Here is a 22,842-nt window from a genome sequence, read left to right on the forward strand (position 1 = left end):
CAGCAAACCGCGAGCCGAACAACTAGACCTAAGCCCAATCGTCCGCGGCCAAGCTATCTTGACGAGAGCTGCATGCGCAACCCGGCACCCGCTCCGCTTCGACGAAGCGAGCTTCATGCCGCATTGCGGCAATGCCATCAGCTCTTGCGCTGGGCAACGATGAACAGACGCCGGAACGGGAACAGCGTCTGCCCCGCCGCATTCTTCGGATACGCCTTCGCGACCCGCATCCCATACGCCGCCTCGAACGCGGCCCTCTCGTCGCCCTGCAGGACGTCGAGATAGCGCGTCAGCCACGTCCCCTTGGTCCACTCCTTCACGGGATTCTCGCCTTCGAGCACTTGCAGATATTCGGTCTCCCAGATGTCGATATTGGCGGACATCGGAGCCAGCAGATCGTGATAGAAGGCGGGCCCTTCGACCGGCGGCGGCGTGACGAGATGCTCGACCTTGGAGCGCCAGGGACCATCAAGCGCGGTCTCGCCGATCAGCACGTGCGAAGGCGCGAGAAAATTGCGCGGCATCTGCACCGCGAGCATGCCGCCGGACTTCACCTTCTCCATCACCGACGCAAACAGTGCCGCATGATTGGGCAGCCAGTGCAGTGCGGCATTGGAATAGATCAAATCATATGGCTTCGCCGGGCGCCACTGACCGAGGTCTTCATGCGACCATTCCACGTCAGGCGCCGCCTTGCGGCCGGCGGCAACCATCTCGGCCGAACCCTCGACGCCAGTCACGGCCGCATCCGGCCAGCGCTCCCCAATGAGCTTGGTGACGTTGCCCGCGCCCGCCCCGAGATCGGCGATCTCGCGCGGCGCGAAATCCGGAATCCGCATCAGCAGGTCGACGGCGGGCCGCAGCCGGTGGCCGGAGAATTTCAGGTATTGCTGCGGATCCCAGACCATCGTTTCAGCCTTTTCGTTTTTCGTGTTTCCTTCGCGAGAGCTCTTGGTTACCACTGCTCGTCCCGCTCAGGCAATTCGCAAGGCCTGCGGGACAGGCGGGAAACGACGAGCAACAAGCAAAAGCAAAGCAAGAAGCAAACAAGAGGGCGTGCGACCATGGACCTCGGGCTCAAATCGAAAACCGCTGTCGTCACGGGTTCGAGCATCGGCATCGGCCGCGCCATTGCCAAGGGCTTGGCTGCCGAAGGCGTGCGCGTCGTCGGCGTGGCGCGGCGCACCGACCTGCTTGCCGAGTTGGTGAACGAAGTCGGCGGCGGGCTGATCACGCCTTTCGAGCAGGACGTGATGGCCAGCGACGCGGCCGAGAGCATCGCCGCCTTCGCGGTGAGAGAGCTCGGTCATGTCGACATCCTCGTCAACAATGCCGGCGGCAGCCGTCCCCTGCCCATCGATGCACCCGACAGCAAATGGGACGAGGCGATCGCGCTGAACTTCACGAGCTACCGCCGCATCGCGCATACGCTGCTGCCGCAGATGATCGCGCGCAAATGGGGCCGCATCGTCAACATCACCGGCAAGTCCGAGCCCGAAGGCCTCAACGCCGCCTTCGCCGCGAAGGCCGCCGTGCACGCCTGGGCCAAGGGCCTGTCGCGCGAGATCGGCGAACACGGCATCACCATCAACTGCATCCCGCCCGGCCGCATCATGAGCGAGCAGATCCGCCGCAACTATCCGCCTGACTATCGCGAGCGCTTTGCGGAAGAGGAGATCCCGGTCGGCTATTGGGGCGAGCCGGAAGACCTCGCCGCGCTCGCGGTGTTCCTGGCCTCGCCGGTTGCGCGGTACATCACGGGCACGGTGATCCCGGTGGATGGCGGCTTGCGGAGGTATCAGTTCTAAAGCACGATCCGGAAAAGTGAGAGGCCGCCAACCGGGCGGCCTCTTGTCGATTGGGATTCGTCAGCGGCAGGGTTTGCCGGACATCTGAGCAGCCCTGCCGTGGCAACCGTCGTGCATCCTCGGCTTGGCCTTCGCGGTACTCGATGATTTCGCAGGAGGCTGCGTTTGTGCGTATGCCGAGATCGGAGAGGCTATAATGAGCAATGCCAATGCGACTTTCAAAATTGACTTCATGACTTCCCCCAGATTGGTTCAAGCTAAAATCCGCTCACCGAGCGGCAGACAGTCTAACGTTCAGTTCCATTTGTGTCAGCTCCGAATGAGCGGGTTTGCCCATTCGCCTCAATTGCACACTTCGCGCGTTCGCCCGTTGATCCCGGCGGCGTTGCCGATGCCGGCGGAGGTGTCGGCGACGAGCCTGCATCCGCGAGCGACGGGACGGCAGCCGGCCTGATTGCAGATCATCTGGCCGGATGATTGCTGCTTGGCGGGTGCAGCCTCGTCGCTCTTGCGCTCGGCATCGCGAGCCCTGGACTGCTCGCGGCTCGCGGTTGGTTTTTTGTCCTGGATCTTCTCGCACTCGTTGTCGTCATTGACGCGGTAGCCGGCACGGCAGGCGATCTTGACGCAAGCATCGCCGTCGGCCCTGAAACCGCGGTCGCAGACCAGGGGGCAAACCCGGCCGGGCTTCGCCTTGATCGCGTCCAGCGCGTCGAGGCCGGCGGCGGTCTGGTCGAGCTTGGTGCCCGCATATTTGTTGAACATCGCGAGCGATCGCTGCGAGGACACCTTCCAGTCGCCGTCAGCAGGTGCGGACAGGCATCCGACCCGCCGCAATTCCGACTGCACCGCCTTTGCCGTCTCCTGCGGCGACAGGCTCGGCTGTGACGACGTCGGCGCAACGGCCGCGACCTTCAGCTCGCCGCCGTCCTGCGCCTTCTTCGCGGCCGCATCCCTTGCGGTCGTTTCGGCAGCTGCCTTCTCATTGGCGATCTTGTCGGCGAGCGCTTTCTCCGCAGCCGCCTTGTCGGCCAGAGCCTTTGCCACCGCGGCTTCCGCCTCCTTGCGCCGTTGCTCTGCCGCGCCGGCCTTGGCCTCTTCGATCTGCTTCGCCTTTTCGGCGGCGATCCGGGCATCCTCGGCGGCCTTCGCAGCGGCGGCGGCCTTGTCCTGTTCCACCTTCTTGGCGCGGTCGGCTGCGAGCCGCACCTTCTCCTCCTCGGCCAGCCGCGCCTTCTCCGCGGCCGCCGCACGCGTCTCCTCGGCGGCGATCCGGTTGAGCTGGCCCTTGGCGAGGCTGGCGTAAAAACCTTCGGGATATTCAGCCAGGAACGCGGTCCAGACTTCCCTCGTGCCGATCTGGAGCGCCAGCTCGTAATCGCGACGGACGGCATCCTGCGGGCTTGCCTGCGGCGCGGTGACGACGGGTTTTGCCGCGACCAGCGGCACGTCATCTCCACCAAGGGAGCCGTAGACATAAGGCTCCTGCTTGTAGCCGGTGGTTTTCAGCACGTCGTCGCGGACGAAACCGAAGGCCTTGCGCAGATCGAGACCGGGTGTCGGCAGCCGCTCGACCAGGGCCGCGGCAAACGGGCTGTTTCTGGAATCGCCGTCGGAGGCCGTCGAGCCCGCCTTCGCTGCATAAGCGATCATCGTGTTCGGGCTGGTCGGCTCGACTTTGGCAAGGCCGCGTCCAATGGCGCGGGCGGCCACGGTTCGCTTCATGGTCTTGGCGAAGGGATTGTCGCGGCACGCATCCAGAATGATGAGCCGGAGCTGCTTGGCCGGCTCGACGGCGAACAGCGCACGGTCGAGCCCCACGGTCTCGTCGAGAACGTCACTGTCCGTCTCCAGCGCCGCGTCGATCGGGATCAGGTAATTGGTGCCGTCCAGCTCGATGCCGTGCCCCGCGTAGTAGATGACGGCAACCTCGGCGTCCCGGGCCCGCCCGCCGAATTCACGCAGCGCTTTTCGCATCTCCGCGGCATTGAGATCGGTCCGGGTATCGATCCAGTCGAATCCGGCCTTCCTGAACATGCCGCCGACAAGGACGGCATCGTTCGCGGGGTTGGGGAGCTTCGCCACGCTCTTGTAGGCGGAATTGCCGATCACCAGCGCGACCCGGCGCTCGGCCTGGGCCGGGCCGCAAGCGAGCCAGATGAAAAAGAACAATGAAAACCAGCGAAAAGCGCCCATTGCAGCCCCGAATATATGTGCGCAGCCTATGCGGAGCCTGATGAAAGGCAAGCGCGGCGTAAGTGATATCAGTCACACAAGCCGGCCAGGTGGACGGCCGTCGCCCTGCCGCGTGCGGCAGTGCGCGTCACCCTGACAGGCCCGCATCGCGGAGAGCCCTGGCGAAGATCTCGAAGTCACCGGTCCGGCGAAATGGCGCCAGATCTCTTAGGTTGGAGAGGTGCAAATCGGGATTGAATTCGAGCGCACGCAATATGGCTCTCTGCGCCTGCTCGCGCCGTCCGGCGATCGCATTGCTGGCTGCTAAGATGCAGATCGACAGCAGAAAACCCGGATTGTCGCGCACGGCCTGTTCGGCGCATGCCAACGCAAGATCGTGGCGGCTCGCCAGGAAATGAGCATAGGCCATGGCTCCGTACGTGGTGTAGTACATGGACGGATCGCGCGGACTCAGGCGCATGGCATGCGCAGCGTGCTCGAGTGCGAGGTCCGGCTCGCCTCTCCAGACTCGCAACCAGGCACTGAGCATCCAGGCTCTGGCCAGGTTTGGATTGACGGCCAGCGCCCGATCCATGATGGCCGCGGCGTCATCGAACTCATGGGCCAGAAACGCAAGTGCGTATCCACCCATACATAGTGCGAATGGATCATCCGCCCCCAGATCCACGGCCTTCCGAGCCAGCCGCGTGCCCTCCGCACTTTCCAGCGCTTGATCGTTCATGCAACCGAGCGCCTTGCGCCGAACATGGCACCAGGCGGCCATCCCATAGGCGCAGGCCAGATGAGGGTCCAGCTCGATCGCCTTGTAAAAGAGCTGAAGCGCCTCGCTGTTCGCGTCCTTGGTCCAACGCGCTTTCGCCAGCCCGCGCAGGTAGTAGTCGTACGCATCCAGATTTTCGGTCGGCTTGCGCCTGGCCCGCTTGATCTCCTCATGCTGCAGCTTCGGGGCGATTGCGCCCACGACGCTGGACGTCACGTCGTCTTGCAGATCGAACATATCCTCGATCGGCCCCTCGAAGCGGTCCGCCCAGAGATGCGCTCCGGTTTCGGCATCGATGAGCTGACCCGCGATGCGAACGCGGTTTCCGGCCTTGCGCACGCTGCCTTCGAGCACATAACGCACGCCAAGCTCGCGGCCGACCTGCTTCACGTCCACGGCCCGGCCCTTGTACGTGAAGCTCGAATTGCGTGCGATCACAAACAGCCAGCGAAAGAGAGACAGCGCCATCGTGATATCCTCCACGACGCCATCTGCGAAATACTCCTGCTCCGGATCGGAGCTCAAATTGGCAAACGGGAGTACGGCGATCGAGGGTTTATCGGGGAGCGCGAGGGCAGGTTTTTCTGGTTCGCCCCCGCTGTCGGCGAGCACCGGACCATCGCGCCCTTCCTCCCGCACTGGTCCGATGAAGCGGAAGCCCTTGCGCGGCAATGTCTTGATCAGACGCTGCTCGTCTCCGGTGTCGCTCACCGCGCTCCGGGCAACGTTCAGGCGCGTCGTCAACGCCGCATCCGAGACGCTGCGCCCATTCCAGATGGCGTTGATGAGGTCGTCCTTGCTGACGACCCGCTCCCGGTTGCGGATGAGGTAGTCCAGCAGGTCAAAGACTTGCGGCGCCACGGGGACGACATTCGCGCCGCGATACAGCTCGCGACGGTCGGGATCCAATGCGTAGTCCTCGAAGAGATAGCGCAAGCTGCGAAACTCCCTGAATTCAGAGGTCCCGGTCACCGGCCAGCGCTTTGGCCCCGGTGGAAATTGCAAGAATAAGCTGGCGGTGAGGAAAATGTAAGTTGCCGGTCAAGCGTGCCGGGCCGGATCTTGGCAGCTTGTCCGGGGTGGAAACAGGCACCCGAGGATGCTGCCATGAGCACGATTTACCAGACGACGGGCTTGGTCCAGACGGCCGTATCGCAGCAGCGCAGTGTCAGCGCTTTCAGGAATTGTTGGACGGCTTTTCAGGAGTGGCGGAAATGGGAGCGGCTGCGGCGCGATCTTTGCAGCCTGAGTGATCGGGAGCTGAGGGACATCGGCATTACGTATGGCGAGATCGACTACGTGGCCTCGAACCGGGATACTGACCCGCGAGGCATACGATCGCCCGGATGATGCCGGCCTCCGGCGCGGTGGACGGTCCGGCACGACCTGCTGACCGGCCTTCAATGAGTATGTCCTTGACTTCAGTATCGGGCCTGGCAGGCGACATCGGCCGCACAGCAGGAGACCGCCCGAAGGCGGTCTCGCACGCGGGGGAGAAGGTGCTCCGTCAGAGATCAACCTGGATGGCAACGTTGGAGCGCACCCAATCGGATTGCCCGGCCTTCAGCCGCTTGGCTTGAAATTCAACGAAAGCCGGATCGGCGCCCAGCGACGCCAGGGTACGACCATAAGCTTCCACGCTATCGAAGCGAGCAACGAAGGCATAGTTTCCGACCTCGCCGCCGATCACCGACCAATAGCTGACATCGGCCCCGTGTTTCTTCCAGAGTGTCGCACCTTCTTTTGCCAGCTGTAGGACGGTCGCAAGATCGCTACCGGGTCTTGGATGCGAAACGAACTGCATAATGACTGCAGGCATATTCCCCTCCAATAAAAAATAACAATGATGGCGCCAGATGACCCGGCTGGTCATTTGGCCCGAGGAGAATTCCAAGCGGTGCACGCTCAAGCTTGATCTGGATCAATTCAATTTTTTGCGCCGGACGGCAGTCTGCCGCCCTTGCACTGAATGACGGCATTGCGTGGAGATCGCCCATGATGGAGCAGCGCAATCGGGTTGTTCAGGTCAGCCGCTTCGGTGATCCGGAGGCACTGGAGATCGTCGACGCTCGCCTGCCGACCGCTGGCCGCGGCGAGGTGCGCGTTCGCGTCCTTGCGTCGAGCCTCAACTACACCGAGGTGTTGATCAGGCGGCATCTCTACCCGCAAACGATGCGCCTCCGCCCCCCGTTCGTGATGGGCTACGACGTGGTGGGCGTCATCGATCAGCTCGGCGAAGGCGTGCACGACTTTCAGATCGGCGACCGCGTGGCCGACATGACGGTGGTCGGGTCGAACGCCGAGTATCGCACGCTTCGGGCCACCGACCTCACCCGCGTGCCGGTGGGCGTGGACGACGCAGAAGCCGCCGCGCTGATCTTGAGCTGGACGACCGCGTACCAAATTCTGCACCGCGCGGCCAAGGTCCAGCAGGGCCAGCGCGTTCTCGTTCACGGGGCCGCCGGCGCGGTCGGCCAGGCGCTGCTCGTGCTCGGGAGACTGGCCGGCCTCGAGCTGTGGGGAACCGTACGCAACGAACACATGGCGCTCGTCCAAAACCTGGGGGCAGCGCCGATCGACTACCAGCATGAGGACTTCACGCGGGTTCTGCCGGGCGGGTTCGACCTCATCGTCGACGGCGTTGGCGAAGACGGCTATCGCCGCTCATACGCAGCGCTCAAGCCTGGCGGGCTGCTCTGTGCCATCGGCTTCTCGGCGAGCGTGCAGGCGCAGCGTCGAATGCTTCCTATCGCGATGGAGATCGCGCGCCTGTACTTGTGGAGACTGCTGCCCGGCGGCAAGCGAGCCCGCTTTTACTCGGTCAATGCCATGCGGGCGCGACATCCCACCTGGTTCAGGGAGGACCTGGAGCAACTGTTCGAGCTTCTGGCAACCGGCGCCATCCGGCCGCGCATCGCCGGGCGGATCTCCTTCGAGGAGGTGGCCGATGCTCACCGCCGCCTCGAGGCCGGCGGTCTCGAGGGCAAGCTGGTGCTGTGTCCGGATCTCTCCTCGCGTCACACCCAGCGCGCCGCCTGACGCGGCCGACGGCTAACGATAAGTATTACGATGAGACCCTCGACTTCTGGCGTCCGAGCCTAAGTTCGCGGCGCCGGCTGCGACGGGGATGGCGTAGCAGGCTGTTGCGATGGTGTGGCGGGAGGTTGCTGCTGCGAGGTAACGGGCTGCCGATCACCGCCACCATGCGGGACGCACGTCCCGACATTGCTCAACAGCCGTTTGGCCTCGATCTCGCGGGCTTTCTTGTAGTCCCTGCGCCGGTCAATTCTTGTCGCAGCCGTGCGATCCCACGCATCGAACGCATCGGCGTAGTGCTGTCGCATCTGTTCCTCAGCGGCGAGGCATTCACTGAACTTATCGAACACCAGATCAGTATTGACGGGTGAGACGCCGCCAACCAGGACCACAAGCATCCATTTCATGGCTTCCGCCTACATTTGCGCCCGCTCACCGGGAACGACAAAGCATCGGCAAAGTTCCCGACTGGGAAAGGGGCGTCAAATTGGTGCTTGCCTCGTCGCGGTCTGCCAATCGGGTCTTCAGACGAAACCACCTGTTTCTCAAGCATCTCAGGTGGCGTAGAATGCAGTCGCCGTTGAAGCGGGATGTGCCGAAGTCGCCGTTCGGGACGAACGAGCAGAGCTAATGCTGTCGGCAGGTACGCATCCTTGAGAGACCGCCCCTTTTTCGGTCTCGCATGACCATTCACAGTCCACGAATGCGTGAGCCGCTTTTGCGGCGGCGTTGCAGTAACTTCAGGAGAAAGCGATGAGCAAGATCAATCGAAGGTCTGCATTGGGAATCGGGTTGGCAGCGGCTACCGCAGCCGTGATGAAGCCCGCCTCGGCTCAAACCGCAGGCTACAAGGATACGACGCCGTGGCCAGGAGTGGTGGTGCGCGAATACGAGGGCGACACACCGTCCATCATCCCCGGTTTCAAGACCGTCTCGATGCGCGACGTCATCATGCAGCCGGGGTCGAAGACCATGGGCCCCCCGATGATGAATGCCATGGTTTGCCACATCACCGAAGGGGAGCTTCGGCTCGATCAGGACGGAAAGGTCTTTACGGGCAAGAAGAACTTTGTCTGGACCTGCAACAAGGACACGAAAGAGCAGGCGTACAATGACGGAAACGTGGTCGCAATTATGAGGATCACGGACCTAAAAGCTTAAGGCTCGTTTCTGCGAGGCCGATTTGCAGATGCGGATGGCGTATTCGACTACGCGCGATCCGCGGCGTGCATCCCCTGCGCGACTTTCGCGCAAGCGAAGTGCCTCCGCCGAAACTGACGCAAGTCCACCAAGGACCACGAGCCCGCGCGGCGCTCGATTACTGTCTGCCCTGCCGCGAGCGTCCGAATGCATAGCGCGGATTGATCCCGCAGGACGCATGGGTGCCGGAGGCAGCTGCCCTGCACTGCTGGAGAGTCTCGAACTGGCAGTTGCCGGGATGGCCCCAGCGGCGCCCTTGCAGGCAGTAGCGATCTGCGACTGCGGGCGAGAGCGATCCGACCGTGACCGAGATCAAAATGGCGGAAACCGCAGCAAACAGAATACGGCGCATCGGAGTCCTCCTGTATGACCGTTGGGTGAGTGCTCACCCGTGCTCCACTTGAGTTGGAAAGGCACCAAGACCAGGGTCGACTATAACTTCAGCGCTCCGAATGATGATCCGATCATACCCTTAGAGTTCGCGGTGAATTTCCCGAGACCCCTGCAAGCCGCTTCCCGTCTACACTCGACACCCGACGCCTGGACGAGCGCCGAGATGCAGCCTCGGGAGCTGCCGCATGGGCGGCACAGGGGTTTTGGCCGGCGAATTTTCGAGGAGGGTTTGAGCTTCTTGATCGTTCCTTCGTCACTACGACGAAACCCGAACCCTCCTCAATTTACAACCCCATCTTCACCATAGGCGATGACGGAGGAGAGATGCCGTCAAGACCTGATGAACGAGAGCAGGTCGGGGTTGAGGACATCCGCATGAGTGGTGAGCATGCCATGGGGGTAGCCGGGATAAGTCTTCAGCGACCCGTTCTTGAGCAGGTCGACCGCACGCGGCACTGAACTTGCGAACGGGACGACTTGATCAGCCTCGCCATGCATCACCAGCACCGGCACGGTGATCTTCTTGAGGTCTTCGGTATAATCTTCGAGCCAAGAGTCGACGGTTGCGTAATGAGCGAGGGCACCGCCGGCCATGCCTTGGCGCCACCAGTTCGCAATGACCGCCTCCGAAGGCTTCGCCCCATCTAGGTTGTAGCCGTAGAACGGATTCTCAGGGACGAAACGGTAGAACTCCGACCGGTTGCCCAGCACGCCCGCGCGGATCGCTTCGAACCACTCCGGCGGTTGACCGGACGGGTTGTCCTCGCTCCGGTACATGTTCGGCGTCAGTGAAGCGACCAGCGCCGCCTTCGCGACGCGCTCCTGGTGGCGAGCGACATAGCGAGCCACCTCACCGCCACCTGTGGAGTGGCCGATGTGGATCGCGTCGCGCAGATTGAGGTGTTCGGTCAGGGCCGCGAGGTCGGCAACCCAGTGGTCCATGTCGTTGCCGGTGCTGGGCTGGTCGGACCGGCCGTGGCCGCGTCGGTCGTGGGCGATCACCCGGTATCCGTGGCGAAGGAAGAAGGTCATCTGGGCATCCCAGTCGTCCGCTGTCAGCGGCCAGCCGTGGCTGAAAACGATCGGCTGACCTGATCCCCAATCCTTGTAGAAGATGCTTACGCCGTCTTTGGTAGTGATCGTGGACATCGAGTCGCTCCATCTGCGCTGTTAGACATTCTATCGATAAGATAGCGATTGATTGATCCATTGAGCCACGCGTTACTCAATTTTCGGGCGTTTTAGAATTAAAGGCCCCAGCGAGCCCTTGCCCTGGCAACACCCGATCGCCGGCGCGTTATCAGCCGAATTGGTCCGGCAGTATTCGACGTTCCTGCGCATTTGTGCGCGCTTCCTGCTGAATGAGGGAAACCATTCTCAATCGCGCTGCTCGGTCCGGAACTGACGCGGCGTCATTCCCGTATGCCGGCGAAAGAGGCGATTGAAGTTGCTCTGCGAGCAGAACCCACCCCAAGCGCAACCTCGATCATCGACGCGCGGCGCCATGGCAAAAAACGATTGCTGGCTTGGAAGTTGAAGGCATTGTCTTGTCCTTTTCTGATTGAACGAGAGCGACCGTAGATCTCCCTTCTGCTGACGACAAAGACCTTGTAGGTTGCGACCTATGCCTTGAAAGTATAGCGAGGGGCGGATGGAACTACGGCATTTGCGTTATTTCATTGCCGTCGCGGAGGAAGGCAGCTTGCTGACTGCCGCCCAGCGGCGCCTGAACACGTCGCAGCCGTCGCTGAGCCGGCAGATTCGCGATTTGGAATCCGAAGTCGGCGTGCAGCTACTGGAGCGGCAGGCGCGCGGCGTGGTGCTGACCGATGCCGGAAGAGTTTTCCTCGATCACGCACGGCTGGCGCTGTTGCAAGTCGAGGCGGCGACAGATGGTGCGCGGCGGACCGCACAGCCGCGAAAGCCCGCACTTTCCATGGGGTTCATGGTCGGGCTGGAGGTGATGTGGCTCCCCCACTTATTGCGGATCCTCCGCGAGGAAGAGCCGGAGATCGAAGTTACCCTGTGTAGTCAGTCCTCGCCAGAACTCGCCCTCGCATTAACGCGCGGGAAGCTGGACATAGCCTTTCTCCGCCCCGAGAAACAGAACGCAGGCCTGACCTTCAAGTTGTTGGCGAAGGAGCCCTTGATCGCAGTGCTACCGGCAGACCATCGCTTGGCCTCGCGCAAAAGGATTCGCCCACAGGATCTTGTCCGCGAGATCTATGTCAGCTCGGCGAGAACGTCTCCGGTATTGCACGCTGTGATTCAGGATTATGCGTCGAAGGTTGGGATCGTGCTCAAGGCAAAGTACGAAGGCGAGAACATATCGTCGGCCATGTCGCTGGTCGCATCCACGGGCGGAGTGACTCTCGTTCCGCTCTATGCGCAAAACATGCTGGCGCCAAACGTTGTTGCTAGAGCGCTCGAGGGCGTCCCACCAACCGTCGATCTCACTCTCGGCTACAACCAGGCAAATTCCTCTCCTTTGCTCTACCGGCTTTTGTCCCGCGCGGATGAATTGGTTGCAAGCGTTCAAGATCAGAGCATCATTCGCTACGTTGAGGCTGACTAGGACGTGGACTCATGAGTGCGAAGCCATAGCCTGATCGAGACAAGCTCAACGAAAGCAAGGTAGCCCGTAGGATGGGTAGAGCGCAGCGAAACCCATCGACAGTATCCGACACGAAGCGAGATGGGTTTCGCAAGGACTCTACCCATTCTGCGGCCTGCTCATTCGATCACCTCGTCGGCGACTAGGAGAAAGTCCCGACCAATCGACAAGCCAAGCGTTTTGGCCGTTGCAAGATTTATGACCAGCTCGAACTTGGTCGGCTGCTGTATCGGCAATTCGGCCGGCTTTGCACCTTTGAGAATTCTGGCCAGATAGCTGGCGGTGGCTCGCGACAAGTCAGGCAGGTTGACGCCGTAGGAGACCAGGCCCCCGAGATCAACTGCTTCTCTGGCGGCGTAGATGGCCGGCAGGCGGTTCTTCTCGGCAAATGGCACAATCCGCGTGTACTGGCTGTACAGCATCGGGCTGGGAAACAGGACGAGGCCATCGGCGCGCGCTTTGGCCAGGTCCGCGAACGCGCCTTCGAGATCGGCAGGACCTTCCGCCGGCACAAGTTGAAGCTTGACTGCGAGAGATTGAGCGGCACTCTCGATCTCGTTCAGCATCCCCTTCATCGTGCGCTCACCGTATGCCCGGGGGTGCCACAGTACGACGACGCGCGAAAGGCCGGGAACGATCACCTTGAGCAATTGAAGCCGTTTGGACACCAGCTCCGGGCCAAGAAATGTCGTCCCGGTCACATTGCCGCCCGGCCGCGCCAGGCTGGAAGCGAGTTCGTCCTCGACGGGGTCGGCCATGCCTATGCCGACAATAGGAAGTGTGGAAGTCGCATTCTTGGCGGCGCGGACGGCCGGTGTAGCCAAAGCAACGATTGCATCGACCCGTTGCGCCACGAATTCCTGCGCGAGCTCGCTGAGCTTGTCCGCATCGCCGTCCGCGAATCTGCGGTGCAATGCGACATCCTTTCCTTCGGCATAGCCGAGCTCACGCAATGCCGGGACAAACGCATCGAGCGTCTTCAGACTGGCGTCGGATTTGTCGCCGCGGCCGAGTGAAAGCATACCAATCTGGCGAAGCCTGCTCGATTGCTGAGCATGAGCTGCGAACGGCCACGTGGCAGCCACTCCCCCAATGACAGTGATGAACTTGCGCCGTTTCATGGGGCCCTCAGCCAAGCACGAACCATCATACAGACAAAAGGCGACGCCGTGGAAGGCCCATAGGACGGGTAGAGCCCGTAGGATGGGTAGAGCGTAGCGAAACCCATCAACGCACCCGAGATGAAGCGTGATGGGTTTCGCAAGTGCTCTACCCATCCTTCGGGCTAACAGACCATCTTCCGTGCCAAGGTGCGGTCTGCTCGCGGAAACCGACGTAAGCGGCGGTATTCTCGGTACGTGTTGGGAGCATCACGGCGTTAACCCTGTCGGCAAATGATTCGTCGTGGGTCGGCAGCCGCCGACAAGTTGCCTTATTGGAGCGGAGGATTATCAGCGGCACTAACCCAGGTTAGAGGCGCATTATGCTGAGAATGGCGTTGTTGGGCCTCCTTATCCTGTTGAGTGTAGGAATGCTGTCAGCAATGGAGCTGAGAGCTCCGTCGCGTCGCGCAGCCGCGATCGTCCAGCCGCTTGCCGAGCAAAACGCAGGCATTTCTGCTTCCCATGACGCCTTGGCGAAGGCCGATCGCCTCGAAGTTGTCGCTGCGAGCAACGAGATGCCGACACAGGCAGCTTCGGTCGGAGACCGCGTTGCTCCGCCAGAAGACATCCATATCGTTTCGTCCGAGCCGGAGCCGATCGCCCGTCATCGGCACAATCAGAAGAAGATCGCCGCTGTACGCCCCAAGCCGAAGAAGGCAACCGTTATCAAACGAACTGCCAATTTCCAGCGTTCAAAGGCTGTCAGCGATACCGAGCCCTGCCGGCTCAAGGCGTTTGGTGGCTTGCGCAGGGCATTGAATTTGACCGGTTGCGAAATCTGAGCCCGTAGGATGGGTAGAGCGCAGCGAAACCCATCGACAGCATCCGACGTGAAGCGTGATGGGTTTCGCAAGTGCTCTACCCATCCTACGGGCTAACGGGGATCGTTGTCGCTCTGGTGCTTCGGCACCACGCGAAACGTGGCGTTCGCCCGAGCGATCACGCTGTCGTCGGCCTTGACCAGGCTTTGCGCGAAGCAGATCGTTTTGCCGGTTTTGATCACGTCACTTTCCACGGTGAGCCATTGCCCGATCTGCGCGGGGCCGATGAAATCGACCGTAAGGGAGATTGTCGCCATCCACGACGACGCCCAGCCGCCCATGACTTGCCTGCAGCTATAGGCCATCGCGTTGTCCACAAGGGTCGCAATCAGCCCGCCATGAACCTGCCCCTGCCCATTGGTGTGTGGCTTGGCCACCCTTAATCCGAGAACCACGGCCTTCTCTGTCCGTTTTGAATAGAGCGGCTCCCATGGGGCGGTGATGGGACTTTTGGGGAGATCGGGCGCAAAACCTTCGGGGATATCGCTGCTGTTCATGGGGTTGTCCTCAAATTCGTTCGTGGGCCAAGTCGCTGGCTATTTGAGGTCAATCTATCCTCGTCCCGGCACGATCCGGACGATGAGCCTGCGACATCGGGCTGCCAGAAAACCGCCAATCGCCGCTCTACGTACTCGCTGCTCATGACGCATCCCGGCTAGGGAGATTTAGTTCCGACTATAGCAGTCTGGTGATCTGTTGTTTGGCTGATACGAAGTCCGCCTTGGGTTAAAAGAGCCGGTTGAAGGATGGCCCGTCGCTTCCGGTTAGCCCGTAGGATGGGTAGAGCGTAGCGAAACCCATCGACAGCATCCGACGTGAAGCGTGATGGGTTTCGCAAGTGCTCTACCCATTCTCCGAACTAAGGTCAGCCATGGGCCATTTTTCAGACTCATGCACCGCAGCAAATGGCTTTCTCATTCGATGACCTCGTCGGCGCGGGCGAACAGCATCGGAGGCATTTCGAGGCTCAGCGCGTTGGCGGTCTTCAGATTGATAACCAGTTGGAATTTGTTGGGCCGGTAGATTGGGATGTCGCCCGGCCTGGTCCCGTTGAGGATCTGGTGCACATCAACGGCAAGCCGTTCGGCAAGCTCACCGAGATCCGGCGCATAGCTGATCAGCCCACCCGCATCCGAATAGTCGCGAAAGGGATAGATCATCGGAAGATGAAATTTCCCGGCCAGTTCGGTGATCAACGCACATCGCGCCAAAAAGCTGCCGCTTGCGTCAACCATGGCAGCGTCGAACCGCTGTGACGTCAGCTCGGCAAAGGTACGACGGAGTTGCGCATCATTCACCTCTTGAAGGAAATTCCAGCTCAGCACGATGCCCAGGGCCTGCCCTGCCTTCTGAAGCGACAGTCCCAGGGGAGTATCCATCAAGGTGCGCGACGATGTCAGGTAAGCGACCTTAGCGGCCGAGGGCATCGCCTCCTTCAGAATCTGCAGGCGTTTCGCGACGATTTCGTAGCCTGCATCGACGCTGACACCCGTCAGGTTGCCTCCGGGACGCGCGAGGTTTGCAACCAATCCTGTCGCGACAGGGTCTCCCATGATCGCGACAATCGGTATCGTTGTCGTAGCCGCGGCAAACGCTTTGACCAGTTCGTTAAGATTTACAACGATCACCTGCGGGTCGCTGCCGACGACGGCAGCGGCGAGAGAAGTGAAGTGCTGCGAGCGCCCCTCGGCCGAATGACGTTCGACGACAATATTGCTTCCCTCGGTATATCCGAGACCACGCAGCGTTTGATAAAACCTCCGCACCCAGAAGGGGCCAGCAGTCTCGGTCAGTTGGCCAGCGGGGATACCCGAATGGACCAACGCAATGCGGTGTTGCCGCCGCGCCTGCTGCGCCAGCCCCGCGAGCGGCCAGGCCGCTGCCGCGCCGCTCGCAAACTTGAAGAACTCCCGTCGCTGCATCGCCAATCCCCGATGCTCCCAACCTGAGCGTAAGCAATTTTTTGGCGCAGGTCCAAGCCCGCAGGATGGGGTAGAGCGCAGCGAAACCCATCGACAGCATCCGACGTGAAGCGTGATGGGTTTCGCAAGTGCTCTACCCATCCTACGGGCTACCCATCCTACGGGCTCAATCAGCGGTCACCGACGCCGATCTCCGCCCTCGGAGATCAATCCATCTGCTCGTAGAACGCATCCTCGTCGGGCAATGCCGGGGGCCTACCGGTCAGTTCCTTGGAAACGCCTTGAAGACTTCGGTGAGCAGTTGCGATTTCGACATCTCTGCTGCCAAGCCATCAATTCGCTTCTGTAATTCGGCGACCTTTTCAGGATTTTGACCTGCTAGGTTGGTCTTTTCGTAGGGGTCTTGCGCCAAGTTAAAAAGCTCAATTTTCGATGGCAATGTCGTTCGCCAGACCAGTTTCCAATCCCCCTTGCGAACTGCACCGCGAAACATTTCAACGTTGTACACCACCTCGTCGCGCGGCGATGTTTTGCCGTCGCTGATGGTCGGCCACATGTCGAAGCCATCAAGCGGCTTGCTCTTGCCGAGGCTCGCGCCAGCAAGTTTGGCCAGCGTCGGGTAGTAATCCACCACGTGCATCTTCTGGTCGACGATGGTCCCCGGTTTGATCCACCCGGCCAGTTGATGAGAGACGACACCCGCGTGCCTCCCTCGTACAAGTCTCCCTTTCCGCCACGATAAGGCCCGTTGCTCGCAGGCAGCGGTCCCTTCACCTCGGTCTCGCCCGCCAGATGGGCCGATTGGTTGCCGCCATTGTCGCCGTGGAAAATGATTATCGTATTTTGCCGCAATCCCTTCCTTTCCAGCGCCGTCACGACCCGGCCAATCTGGTCATCCATGGCTGTGATCATCGCAGCATAGATGCGGCGGTTGGGGTCACTGATTTTCTTGTACCTCTCGATATACTCCTGCGGCGCCTGATAGGGCGTATGGGGTGCGGTGAAGGCGAGATACATGAAGAAAGGCTTCTTGGCGCTCTGTGCGTCGATGAAGCGAACCGCGTCATCGCCCAACAGGCTCGTCACATAGCCCTTCTCGTTGACTGGCTTGTTGTCCCGATACCAATCAAGCTTGCCGTGGACGGAGTGTGTGAAGTAGTCGATCTCGCCAAGTTGCGCGCCATACTGATAGTCGAAACCGCGTTGCGTTGGCCAAAACTCGCGTTTGGCATGACCGAGATGCCATTTGCCCACAATCGCAGTTGTGTAACCGGCCTCCTTCAGCGCTTGAGGGAGGAGCCATTCATCAGTCGGCAGACCATAGGACAAAGATGCGGGAATGACCAAGGTTTGCAGTCCGTAGCGTAAGGGATAGCGACCAGTCATCAAAGCCGCTCGCGTGGGCGTACACATGGGCTGTACGTAAAATTGTTCGAGCCGTGCCCCGGTCTTTGCGAGCTCATCAATATTTGGTGTCAGGATGTCGGAGCCATGAAATCCGACATCGGCCCAACCCAGATCGTCGGCCAGGATATAGATGATATTGGCCTGCGGAGCGCTCTGCTGCGCAGCAGTTGGCGCGGCGGCGCCGAAGCAAGTCGCTAGACCCACGAGCACGGAAGCCACCGCGAACAGTGTTCTCTTCATAGTGTCATCCCCGAAATATCTGCGGTCCAGGGCATGAGGTCCCCGGCAAAAATGGATTGCCTGAAAGGTATCGCGGTTGGAACTCTAGCAGCAGGGCTGATGATGCAAAAGTGGGCGCTGAGGTCCGTTCCGGGTCAAAGGCCGAAACGGCTGCCGAGCCGAAGAACGTCTCCTTCTTTCCGAAGCGAACCTTCGCCGATGAGGTGGCCTGCAGCCCGCTGCCATCCAGATGCTTGATCCAGATCAAGGCCGCCACGGCAGCGCCACAACGGAATAGGCTCGATGGCCGCGCAGAATGCGCCGCCCTAGCCAAGGAGATGATCGATCATGAGCTCCCCGAACTCCCTGCGCCCCCTCGTTCTCGCTGCTGCGAGCGCCCTGCTGCTCGGCACCGGTGCAGAGGCCGGGCCGCTCCCGACGCATCTGTCGACGATGAAATCGATGGTCGATCAGACCACGACCGAAGTGCGCTGGGTCGGCGGCTGGCGTGGCGGCTACGGCTATCGCGGCGTCGGCTGGGGTTACCGTGGCGGTTACGGCTATCGTGGAGGCTGGGGCTATCGCGGCTATGGTTATCGCGGCCTCGGTTACGGTGTCGCCGGCGCCGTCGTGGGTGGCGCGATCGCGCGGAGCGCCTATTATGGAAGCTATGGCGGCTATTATGGCGGTTATCCCGCCTACGGCTATCCGGCCGCGTCCTATTACGGATATGGCGGCGACTACGGCTACGGCGGCGATTATTGCGCGCCCTCCGGCAGCTATTGGGCTTACTAGCGGAAACGTATTCGCGTCTTCGGACGATGGCTAGTCACGGGCCGCCGTTCGCCGATGAACCAATTCACGCGCCGACGGGCGACCGCACTTCATCCCTGGCCCGCCGGCGGGACCACATACAGCGTCAGCGCGAAGACCGCGTAGATGAAGATCATCAGCGCGCCGACGAACCATGCCGAGCGTCCGCTGGCGGTGATGAACGCCGACGTGACCGTTGCGATCATCACCATGGTGACGGCGCCCGGCCAGAACTGCAGGTCCATCGGCTTCGGCCCCACGACGTAGCTGAGCAGCACCAGCGCGGGTGCAACGAACAGCGCGATCTGCGAGGCGCTGCCGAGCGCGATGCTGACGACCATGTCGAGCCGGTCCTTGCGCGCCGCGGCGAAGGCCACCGCAAATTCGGCGGCGGCGCCGACCAGCGAGACGACGATGAAGCCGACGAAGGCCGGGCTCATCCCGAAGGTTTCCGCCGCCTTCTGCACCGATTCCACGAAGATTTCGCTGACCAGCGCGACCAGCACGGTGACGGCCAGCAGCGTGCCGACCGCCAGCCCGATCGGCCAGTGCGCCTCCTTCTCGTCGCCGTGATCGGCGCTTGCGAACAATTCCTTGTGGGTCCCGAGCGAGAACAACAGGCCGAGCCCGTAAGCCAAAATGAGCAGGACCGAAATGCCGAGGCTGAGCTTGTTCAGGATGCCCGCGCCCTGCGGCAGGTGCCCGAGATCGGCGACCGCCGACGGCGCAAGCAGGGCGACGGTTGCCATCAGCAACAGGCCGGACGAGAGTCGCGCGCCGGCGCGGTTGTACTCCTGCACGTGATAGCGCAGGCCGCCGAGCAGCAGGCAGGCCCCCAGCATGAACACCGCGTTGGTGACGATCGCGCCCGCAATCGAGGCCTTCACCAGCATGTATTGGCCTGCGCGCAGCGCCGTGATGGCGATGATCAGCTCCGTGAGATTGCCGAGGGTTGCATTGAGCAGTCCGCCGACGGCATCGCCGGTCTTCGCGGCGACCGCCTCGGTGGCGTGGCTGAGCAGCGCCGCCAGCGGCACGATGGCAAGCACCGCCAGCACGAACAGCAGCGTGTGGGAATGCGGGGCCACCGCCTCGGCCACAAGCACGATCGGCACGAACACCAGCATCCAGAGCAAAGGGGTGTCCCTGATTTCCCTGAGCAGGGTCTGCATATGGGCCGTCCTTTCCATCGCTGCGCTGATGGGAAGGTCCGGCGGGCCTGCTGGGGGAGTATTGATCTGGCTCAACGTGGGCGGAGCCATGTCGCCGGGGGCCGCCTACCGCCTATTCATGCAGCCGTGTTTGCCAGTCCGGAGGCACCGCTCCGGCGGGTCCGGGCACCGGCTGATCCAACGGATGCGATTGCGGGCCTTGAAGCTTCGGGCCGGCGAAAGCCTCTCCTGTGCGATAGTCGTAAAACCATCGCTCGCCCGGCTCGAAGCTCGTGATGATCGGATGACCTGTGGCCGCGTTGTGTTTCGATGCGTGCTGATTAGGCGAGGCATCACAACAGCCGATGTGACCGCATTCGACGCATCGGCGAAGATGCAGCCACCACCCGCCTGCAGCCGAGCATTCCACGCAACCCGTTCCACTTGGCTTGGCTGCGAGGTTGATGCCATCCGTCTCAGACTTCATAGGTCAACCCGCTGGAAATGCGCGCCGTCGCCGCAGATGCAGATGCATTTACGCCGCGATCCGCCACGATTGCATCCTGCCAGTGTTTTGCCCGACGGGTCAACTTGATCGCGGCTGCGGATGCCGTCGCGACGCATCGCAAAAATCCCTTGTCGATCAAGGGCCGTTCTACTGTGCATGGGGTTGTTTTTCGACTTTTTGTTTTGAGCCCCAAGGAAAAGCGAAGACGTCCCTCACTCCGCCTGCAGGATCTCCGCGATCGCTGCCCCCGCCGCGATGGTGCCGAGCTTGCCGCCGACGTCGCGCGTCGCCCTGCCCTCGCGAAGCGCCTTCGCCACCGCCGATTCGATCGCTCGCGCGGCTTCTTCGTAGCGCACGGCGCTCGTCTTCTCGCCGTGCCAGGCCAGCAGCAGCGCCGTCGACAGGATCAGCGAGACCGGGTTGGCGACGTCCTGGCCCGCGATGTCGGGCGCCGAGCCGTGCGCGGCCTGCGCCATGGCGTAGCGGTCGCCGACATTGAGCGAGCCGCCGAGCCCGAGACTGCCTGACAGCTCCGCCGTGAGATCGGACAGGATGTCGCCGAACATGTTGGTCGAGACGATCACGTCGAAGCGGTCGGGGCTCCGCACCACATGCGCCATCATGGCGTCGACCAGGATGTCGTCGACCGCAAGGCCGGGATAGCCCTGCGCCGCCGCGCGGCAGATGTCGAGGAACATGCCGTCGCCGATCTTGAGCACATTGGCCTTGTGCACGATGGTGAGATGCCTGCGCCGCTTCATCGCGAGGCGGCAGGCGGCGTGCGCGATGCGCTCGCAGCACAGACGCGTGATCCGGCGCAGCGAGATCACGACGTCCGGCGTGACCAGCATCTCGCCATTGCCCTGCTCCATGTTGCGGTCGGCATAAAACCCCTCGGTGTTCTCGCGCACGACGACGAGGTCGAAATCACTGATGCGGCCGGGCCGCCCGGCATAGGTGCGCGCGGGCCGGACATTGGCATAGAGATCGAGGTTCTTGCGAAAATACCTGGACGGATTGATCTCGCCATGCGCCTCGTCCTTGAAGTCGAACGTCGCGGTCGGCCCCAAAATGACACCGTCTGCGGCGCGGACGATGTCGAGCAGCTCGGGGCGCACCGTCGTGCCCGATAGCTTGAGGCTCGCATGCCCGACCGCATGCTCCTCGAGGCGGAGATTGAGCTGGAAGCGTTCGGAGGCCGCGCGCAACACGCCCGATGTCGCGGTCGTGATCTCCGGACCAATGCCGTCACCGGGCAGAACGACGATTTGCATGGCGTTTCCCCATATTGCGGCAGCCGGCGCGATCATATGCCGGCGCGAGGCCACATCGCCTCACCTTCGCGCATACACAGCATGCAAGCATATGCCTGTGGAGGCGGCCTTCGGCGTAGTACATGCCAAAAGTCCCCTCAGCCGCCGGAGCAACGCGCTCACGCAATGACAATCACGTTACCTGCCGCCGCGCGCGAGCCCGACCACGTCACCGCCGACGGCCTTCCGGCCACGCAGCGGCGCTGGGCGATTGCCGCGATCTTCACCGCGCTGGCGATGGCCTCGCTCGACACCGCGATCGCCAACATCGCGCTGCCCGCCATTGCCGCCGATCTGCATGTCACGCCGGAGCAGTCGGTGTGGGTGGTCAACGTCTATCAGATCGCGCTGGTGGCGACCCTGCTGCCGCTCGGGGCGCTCGGCGAGATCGTCGGGCATCAGCGCATCTATCTCGGCGGCCTGATCCTGTTCACCATCGCCTCGCTGTTCTGCGCGGTGGCGTGGTCTCTGGACAGCCTGCTGGTCGCGCGCACGCTGCAGGGCCTTGGCGCCAGCGGCATCATGAGCGTCAACACCGCGCTGGTACGCTTCGTCTATCCCGGAAGGATGCTGGGCCGCGGTTTTGGTCACAACGCACTTGTTGTCGCGACCGCCTTCACCTTCGGACCGTCGATCGCCTCCGCCATCCTCGCGCTCGGCCCGTGGCCCTGGCTGTTCGCCGTCAACATCCCGTTCGGCCTGGTTGCGACCGGCATCGGCTTTGCGATGCTGCCGAAGACGCCGCGGGCCGATCACGGTTTTGATTTCCTCGGCGCGATCCTGGCGTCGGCCTGCCTCGGCCTGTTCATCACCGGCATCGGCAGCGCCGCGCATAACCTGTCGCCGGTGATCGTGGGCATCGAGCTGGTCGCGGCCATCGCGTTCGGCTTCATCCTGACGCGCCGCCATGCCGACCATCCCGCACCGATGCTGCCGATCGACCTGTTCGCCCGGCCGATGTTCGCGCTGTCGGCGGCGACCGCCGTGTGCTCCTTTGCCGTGCAGGGCCTCGCCTTCGTCTCGCTGCCGTTCTATTTCGAGGACGTGCTCGGGCGCTCGCAGGTCGAGACCGGCTTCTTCATGACGCCGTGGCCGCTGGTGGTCGGTATCATGGCGCCGATCGCAGGACGCCTGTCCGACCGCCACGCGGTCGGCCTGCTCGGCGGCATCGGTCTCGTGCTGCTCGGCCTGGGCATGGCATTGCTCGCCATGCTGCCGGCCAACCCTGCCATCCCCGACATCATCTGGCGGATGGTGATCTGCGGCATGGGGTTCGGCTTCTTCCAGGCGCCGAACATGAAGGCGGTGATGTCGAGCGCCCCGCCCCATCGCAGCGGCAGCGCCTCCGGCATCGTCGCCACCGCACGCCTGACCGGGCAGACCACGGGCGCGGCGCTCGCCGCGCTCTGCTTTGCGCTTGCCGGGCACGACGGCGCAACCGTCGCGCTGGCCCTTGGCGCGGGCTTTGCCGCGCTCGGCAGCGTCATGAGCTTCTTGCGGCTCGCGGTGAAGTAAGCG

General features: G+C 62.3%; 23 protein-coding genes. 8 read left to right on the plus strand and 15 right to left on the minus strand.

From position 1 onward, the window contains the following. Positions 1–137 precede the first annotated feature (137 nt). Positions 138–908 (minus strand): methyltransferase domain-containing protein, encoded by a 771-nt coding sequence (locus tag QA649_RS33115; protein ID WP_283020893.1) that lies wholly within the window; start codon positions 906–908, stop codon positions 138–140. Positions 909–1,064: 156 nt separating this feature from the next. Between QA649_RS33115 and QA649_RS33120 the strand changes: the two genes are divergently transcribed. Further along, positions 1,065–1,808: an SDR family oxidoreductase gene (locus QA649_RS33120; protein ID WP_283020894.1), complete on the plus strand. Its 744-nt coding sequence runs from the start codon at positions 1,065–1,067 to the stop codon at positions 1,806–1,808. A 342-nt stretch (positions 1,809–2,150) separates the two neighbouring features. Here the strand turns inward: QA649_RS33120 and QA649_RS33125 are convergent, their stop codons facing one another. Beyond that, entirely contained in the window at positions 2,151–4,004 is a 1,854-nt protein-coding gene (locus QA649_RS33125; RefSeq protein WP_283020895.1) for a caspase family protein, read from the minus strand. Between the two features lie 127 nt (positions 4,005–4,131). Then, positions 4,132–5,700, minus strand: a complete 1,569-nt coding sequence (locus QA649_RS33130; protein WP_283020896.1) for a winged helix-turn-helix domain-containing protein — start codon at positions 5,698–5,700, stop codon at positions 4,132–4,134. Positions 5,701–5,871: 171 nt separating this feature from the next. Here QA649_RS33130 and QA649_RS33135 point away from each other — a divergent pair, with 171 nt between their 5' ends. Continuing rightward, positions 5,872–6,114, plus strand: a complete 243-nt coding sequence (locus QA649_RS33135) for a DUF1127 domain-containing protein (RefSeq protein ID WP_283020897.1) — start codon at positions 5,872–5,874, stop codon at positions 6,112–6,114. A gap of 157 nt (positions 6,115–6,271) precedes the next feature. Here QA649_RS33135 and QA649_RS33140 read toward each other — a convergent pair whose 3' ends face one another. Then, on the minus strand, positions 6,272–6,583 hold the full coding sequence (locus tag QA649_RS33140; RefSeq protein ID WP_145831279.1) for a hypothetical protein: 312 nt from the start codon (positions 6,581–6,583) through the stop codon (positions 6,272–6,274). Positions 6,584–6,759: 176 nt separating this feature from the next. On the opposite strand from QA649_RS33140, the gene QA649_RS33145 reads away from it, so the two are divergent. After that, complete coding sequence (locus QA649_RS33145) at positions 6,760–7,803, plus strand: medium chain dehydrogenase/reductase family protein (protein ID WP_283020898.1); 1,044 nt, start codon at positions 6,760–6,762, stop codon at positions 7,801–7,803. A gap of 59 nt (positions 7,804–7,862) precedes the next feature. On the opposite strand, the gene QA649_RS33150 is transcribed toward QA649_RS33145, so the two are convergent. Then, a complete protein-coding gene (locus tag QA649_RS33150; protein ID WP_283020899.1) occupies positions 7,863–8,207 on the minus strand; it encodes a hypothetical protein in 345 nt (114 codons plus the stop codon). Between the two features lie 346 nt (positions 8,208–8,553). On the opposite strand from QA649_RS33150, the gene QA649_RS33155 reads away from it, so the two are divergent. Beyond that, positions 8,554–8,961: a hypothetical protein gene (locus QA649_RS33155; RefSeq protein ID WP_283020900.1), complete on the plus strand. Its 408-nt coding sequence runs from the start codon at positions 8,554–8,556 to the stop codon at positions 8,959–8,961. Positions 8,962–9,118: 157 nt separating this feature from the next. Here the strand turns inward: QA649_RS33155 and QA649_RS33160 are convergent, their stop codons facing one another. Together QA649_RS33160 and QA649_RS33165 are read right to left on the minus strand one after the other, a co-directional pair. After that, a complete protein-coding gene (locus tag QA649_RS33160; RefSeq protein WP_283020901.1) occupies positions 9,119–9,352 on the minus strand; it encodes a DUF3551 domain-containing protein in 234 nt (77 codons plus the stop codon). Positions 9,353–9,723: 371 nt separating this feature from the next. Beyond that, positions 9,724–10,542, minus strand: coding sequence for an alpha/beta hydrolase (locus QA649_RS33165; RefSeq protein ID WP_283020902.1), 819 nt, complete (start codon positions 10,540–10,542; stop codon positions 9,724–9,726). 502 nt (positions 10,543–11,044) lie between these two features. On the opposite strand from QA649_RS33165, the gene QA649_RS33170 reads away from it, so the two are divergent. Next, on the plus strand, positions 11,045–11,968 hold the full coding sequence (locus tag QA649_RS33170; protein ID WP_283020903.1) for a LysR family transcriptional regulator: 924 nt from the start codon (positions 11,045–11,047) through the stop codon (positions 11,966–11,968). A gap of 158 nt (positions 11,969–12,126) precedes the next feature. Here the strand turns inward: QA649_RS33170 and QA649_RS33175 are convergent, their stop codons facing one another. Then, positions 12,127–13,128, minus strand: a complete 1,002-nt coding sequence (locus QA649_RS33175; protein ID WP_283020904.1) for an ABC transporter substrate-binding protein — start codon at positions 13,126–13,128, stop codon at positions 12,127–12,129. Positions 13,129–13,538: 410 nt separating this feature from the next. Between QA649_RS33175 and QA649_RS33180 the strand changes: the two genes are divergently transcribed. After that, positions 13,539–13,952 carry a hypothetical protein gene (locus tag QA649_RS33180; protein ID WP_283020905.1) on the plus strand — a complete coding sequence of 138 codons (414 nt, stop codon included), beginning with the start codon at positions 13,539–13,541 and terminating at the stop codon, positions 13,950–13,952. A gap of 92 nt (positions 13,953–14,044) precedes the next feature. Here QA649_RS33180 and QA649_RS33185 read toward each other — a convergent pair whose 3' ends face one another. The 3 genes from QA649_RS33185 to QA649_RS33195 all read right to left on the minus strand — a co-directional run bounded on the left by QA649_RS33185 (position 14,045) and on the right by QA649_RS33195 (position 17,560). Continuing rightward, on the minus strand, positions 14,045–14,488 hold the full coding sequence (locus tag QA649_RS33185; protein WP_283020906.1) for a PaaI family thioesterase: 444 nt from the start codon (positions 14,486–14,488) through the stop codon (positions 14,045–14,047). A gap of 417 nt (positions 14,489–14,905) precedes the next feature. Further along, on the minus strand, positions 14,906–15,913 hold the full coding sequence (locus QA649_RS33190) for an ABC transporter substrate binding protein (protein WP_283026157.1): 1,008 nt from the start codon (positions 15,911–15,913) through the stop codon (positions 14,906–14,908). Between the two features lie 378 nt (positions 15,914–16,291). Further along, the gene (locus QA649_RS33195; protein ID WP_283020907.1) at positions 16,292–17,560 is read right to left on the minus strand and encodes an arylsulfatase; all 1,269 of its coding nucleotides are present in this window, start codon (positions 17,558–17,560) and stop codon (positions 16,292–16,294) included. Positions 17,561–17,887: 327 nt separating this feature from the next. On the opposite strand from QA649_RS33195, the gene QA649_RS33200 reads away from it, so the two are divergent. Continuing rightward, positions 17,888–18,334 carry a hypothetical protein gene (locus tag QA649_RS33200; RefSeq protein ID WP_283020908.1) on the plus strand — a complete coding sequence of 149 codons (447 nt, stop codon included), beginning with the start codon at positions 17,888–17,890 and terminating at the stop codon, positions 18,332–18,334. Positions 18,335–18,423: 89 nt separating this feature from the next. Here the strand turns inward: QA649_RS33200 and cax are convergent, their stop codons facing one another. The 4 genes from cax to QA649_RS33220 all read right to left on the minus strand — a co-directional run bounded on the left by cax (position 18,424) and on the right by QA649_RS33220 (position 21,285). Continuing rightward, positions 18,424–19,524 (minus strand): calcium/proton exchanger, encoded by a 1,101-nt coding sequence (gene cax / locus QA649_RS33205; protein ID WP_283020909.1) that lies wholly within the window; start codon positions 19,522–19,524, stop codon positions 18,424–18,426. Positions 19,525–19,636: 112 nt separating this feature from the next. Beyond that, positions 19,637–19,990: a UBP-type zinc finger domain-containing protein gene (locus tag QA649_RS33210; protein ID WP_260385323.1), complete on the minus strand. Its 354-nt coding sequence runs from the start codon at positions 19,988–19,990 to the stop codon at positions 19,637–19,639. Next, positions 19,980–20,150, minus strand: coding sequence for a hypothetical protein (locus QA649_RS33215; protein WP_283020910.1), 171 nt, complete (start codon positions 20,148–20,150; stop codon positions 19,980–19,982). Before QA649_RS33215 ends, QA649_RS33210 begins: the two co-directional genes overlap by 11 nt. A gap of 73 nt (positions 20,151–20,223) precedes the next feature. Beyond that, positions 20,224–21,285: an isocitrate/isopropylmalate family dehydrogenase gene (locus QA649_RS33220; protein WP_283020911.1), complete on the minus strand. Its 1,062-nt coding sequence runs from the start codon at positions 21,283–21,285 to the stop codon at positions 20,224–20,226. A gap of 165 nt (positions 21,286–21,450) precedes the next feature. Between QA649_RS33220 and QA649_RS33225 the strand changes: the two genes are divergently transcribed. Then, complete coding sequence (locus tag QA649_RS33225; RefSeq protein ID WP_283020912.1) at positions 21,451–22,839, plus strand: MFS transporter; 1,389 nt, start codon at positions 21,451–21,453, stop codon at positions 22,837–22,839. Positions 22,840–22,842 lie beyond the last annotated feature (3 nt).

The sequence above is a fragment of the Bradyrhizobium sp. CB1717 genome (assembly GCF_029714325.1).
In the GTDB taxonomy this organism is placed as follows: domain Bacteria; phylum Pseudomonadota; class Alphaproteobacteria; order Rhizobiales; family Xanthobacteraceae; genus Bradyrhizobium.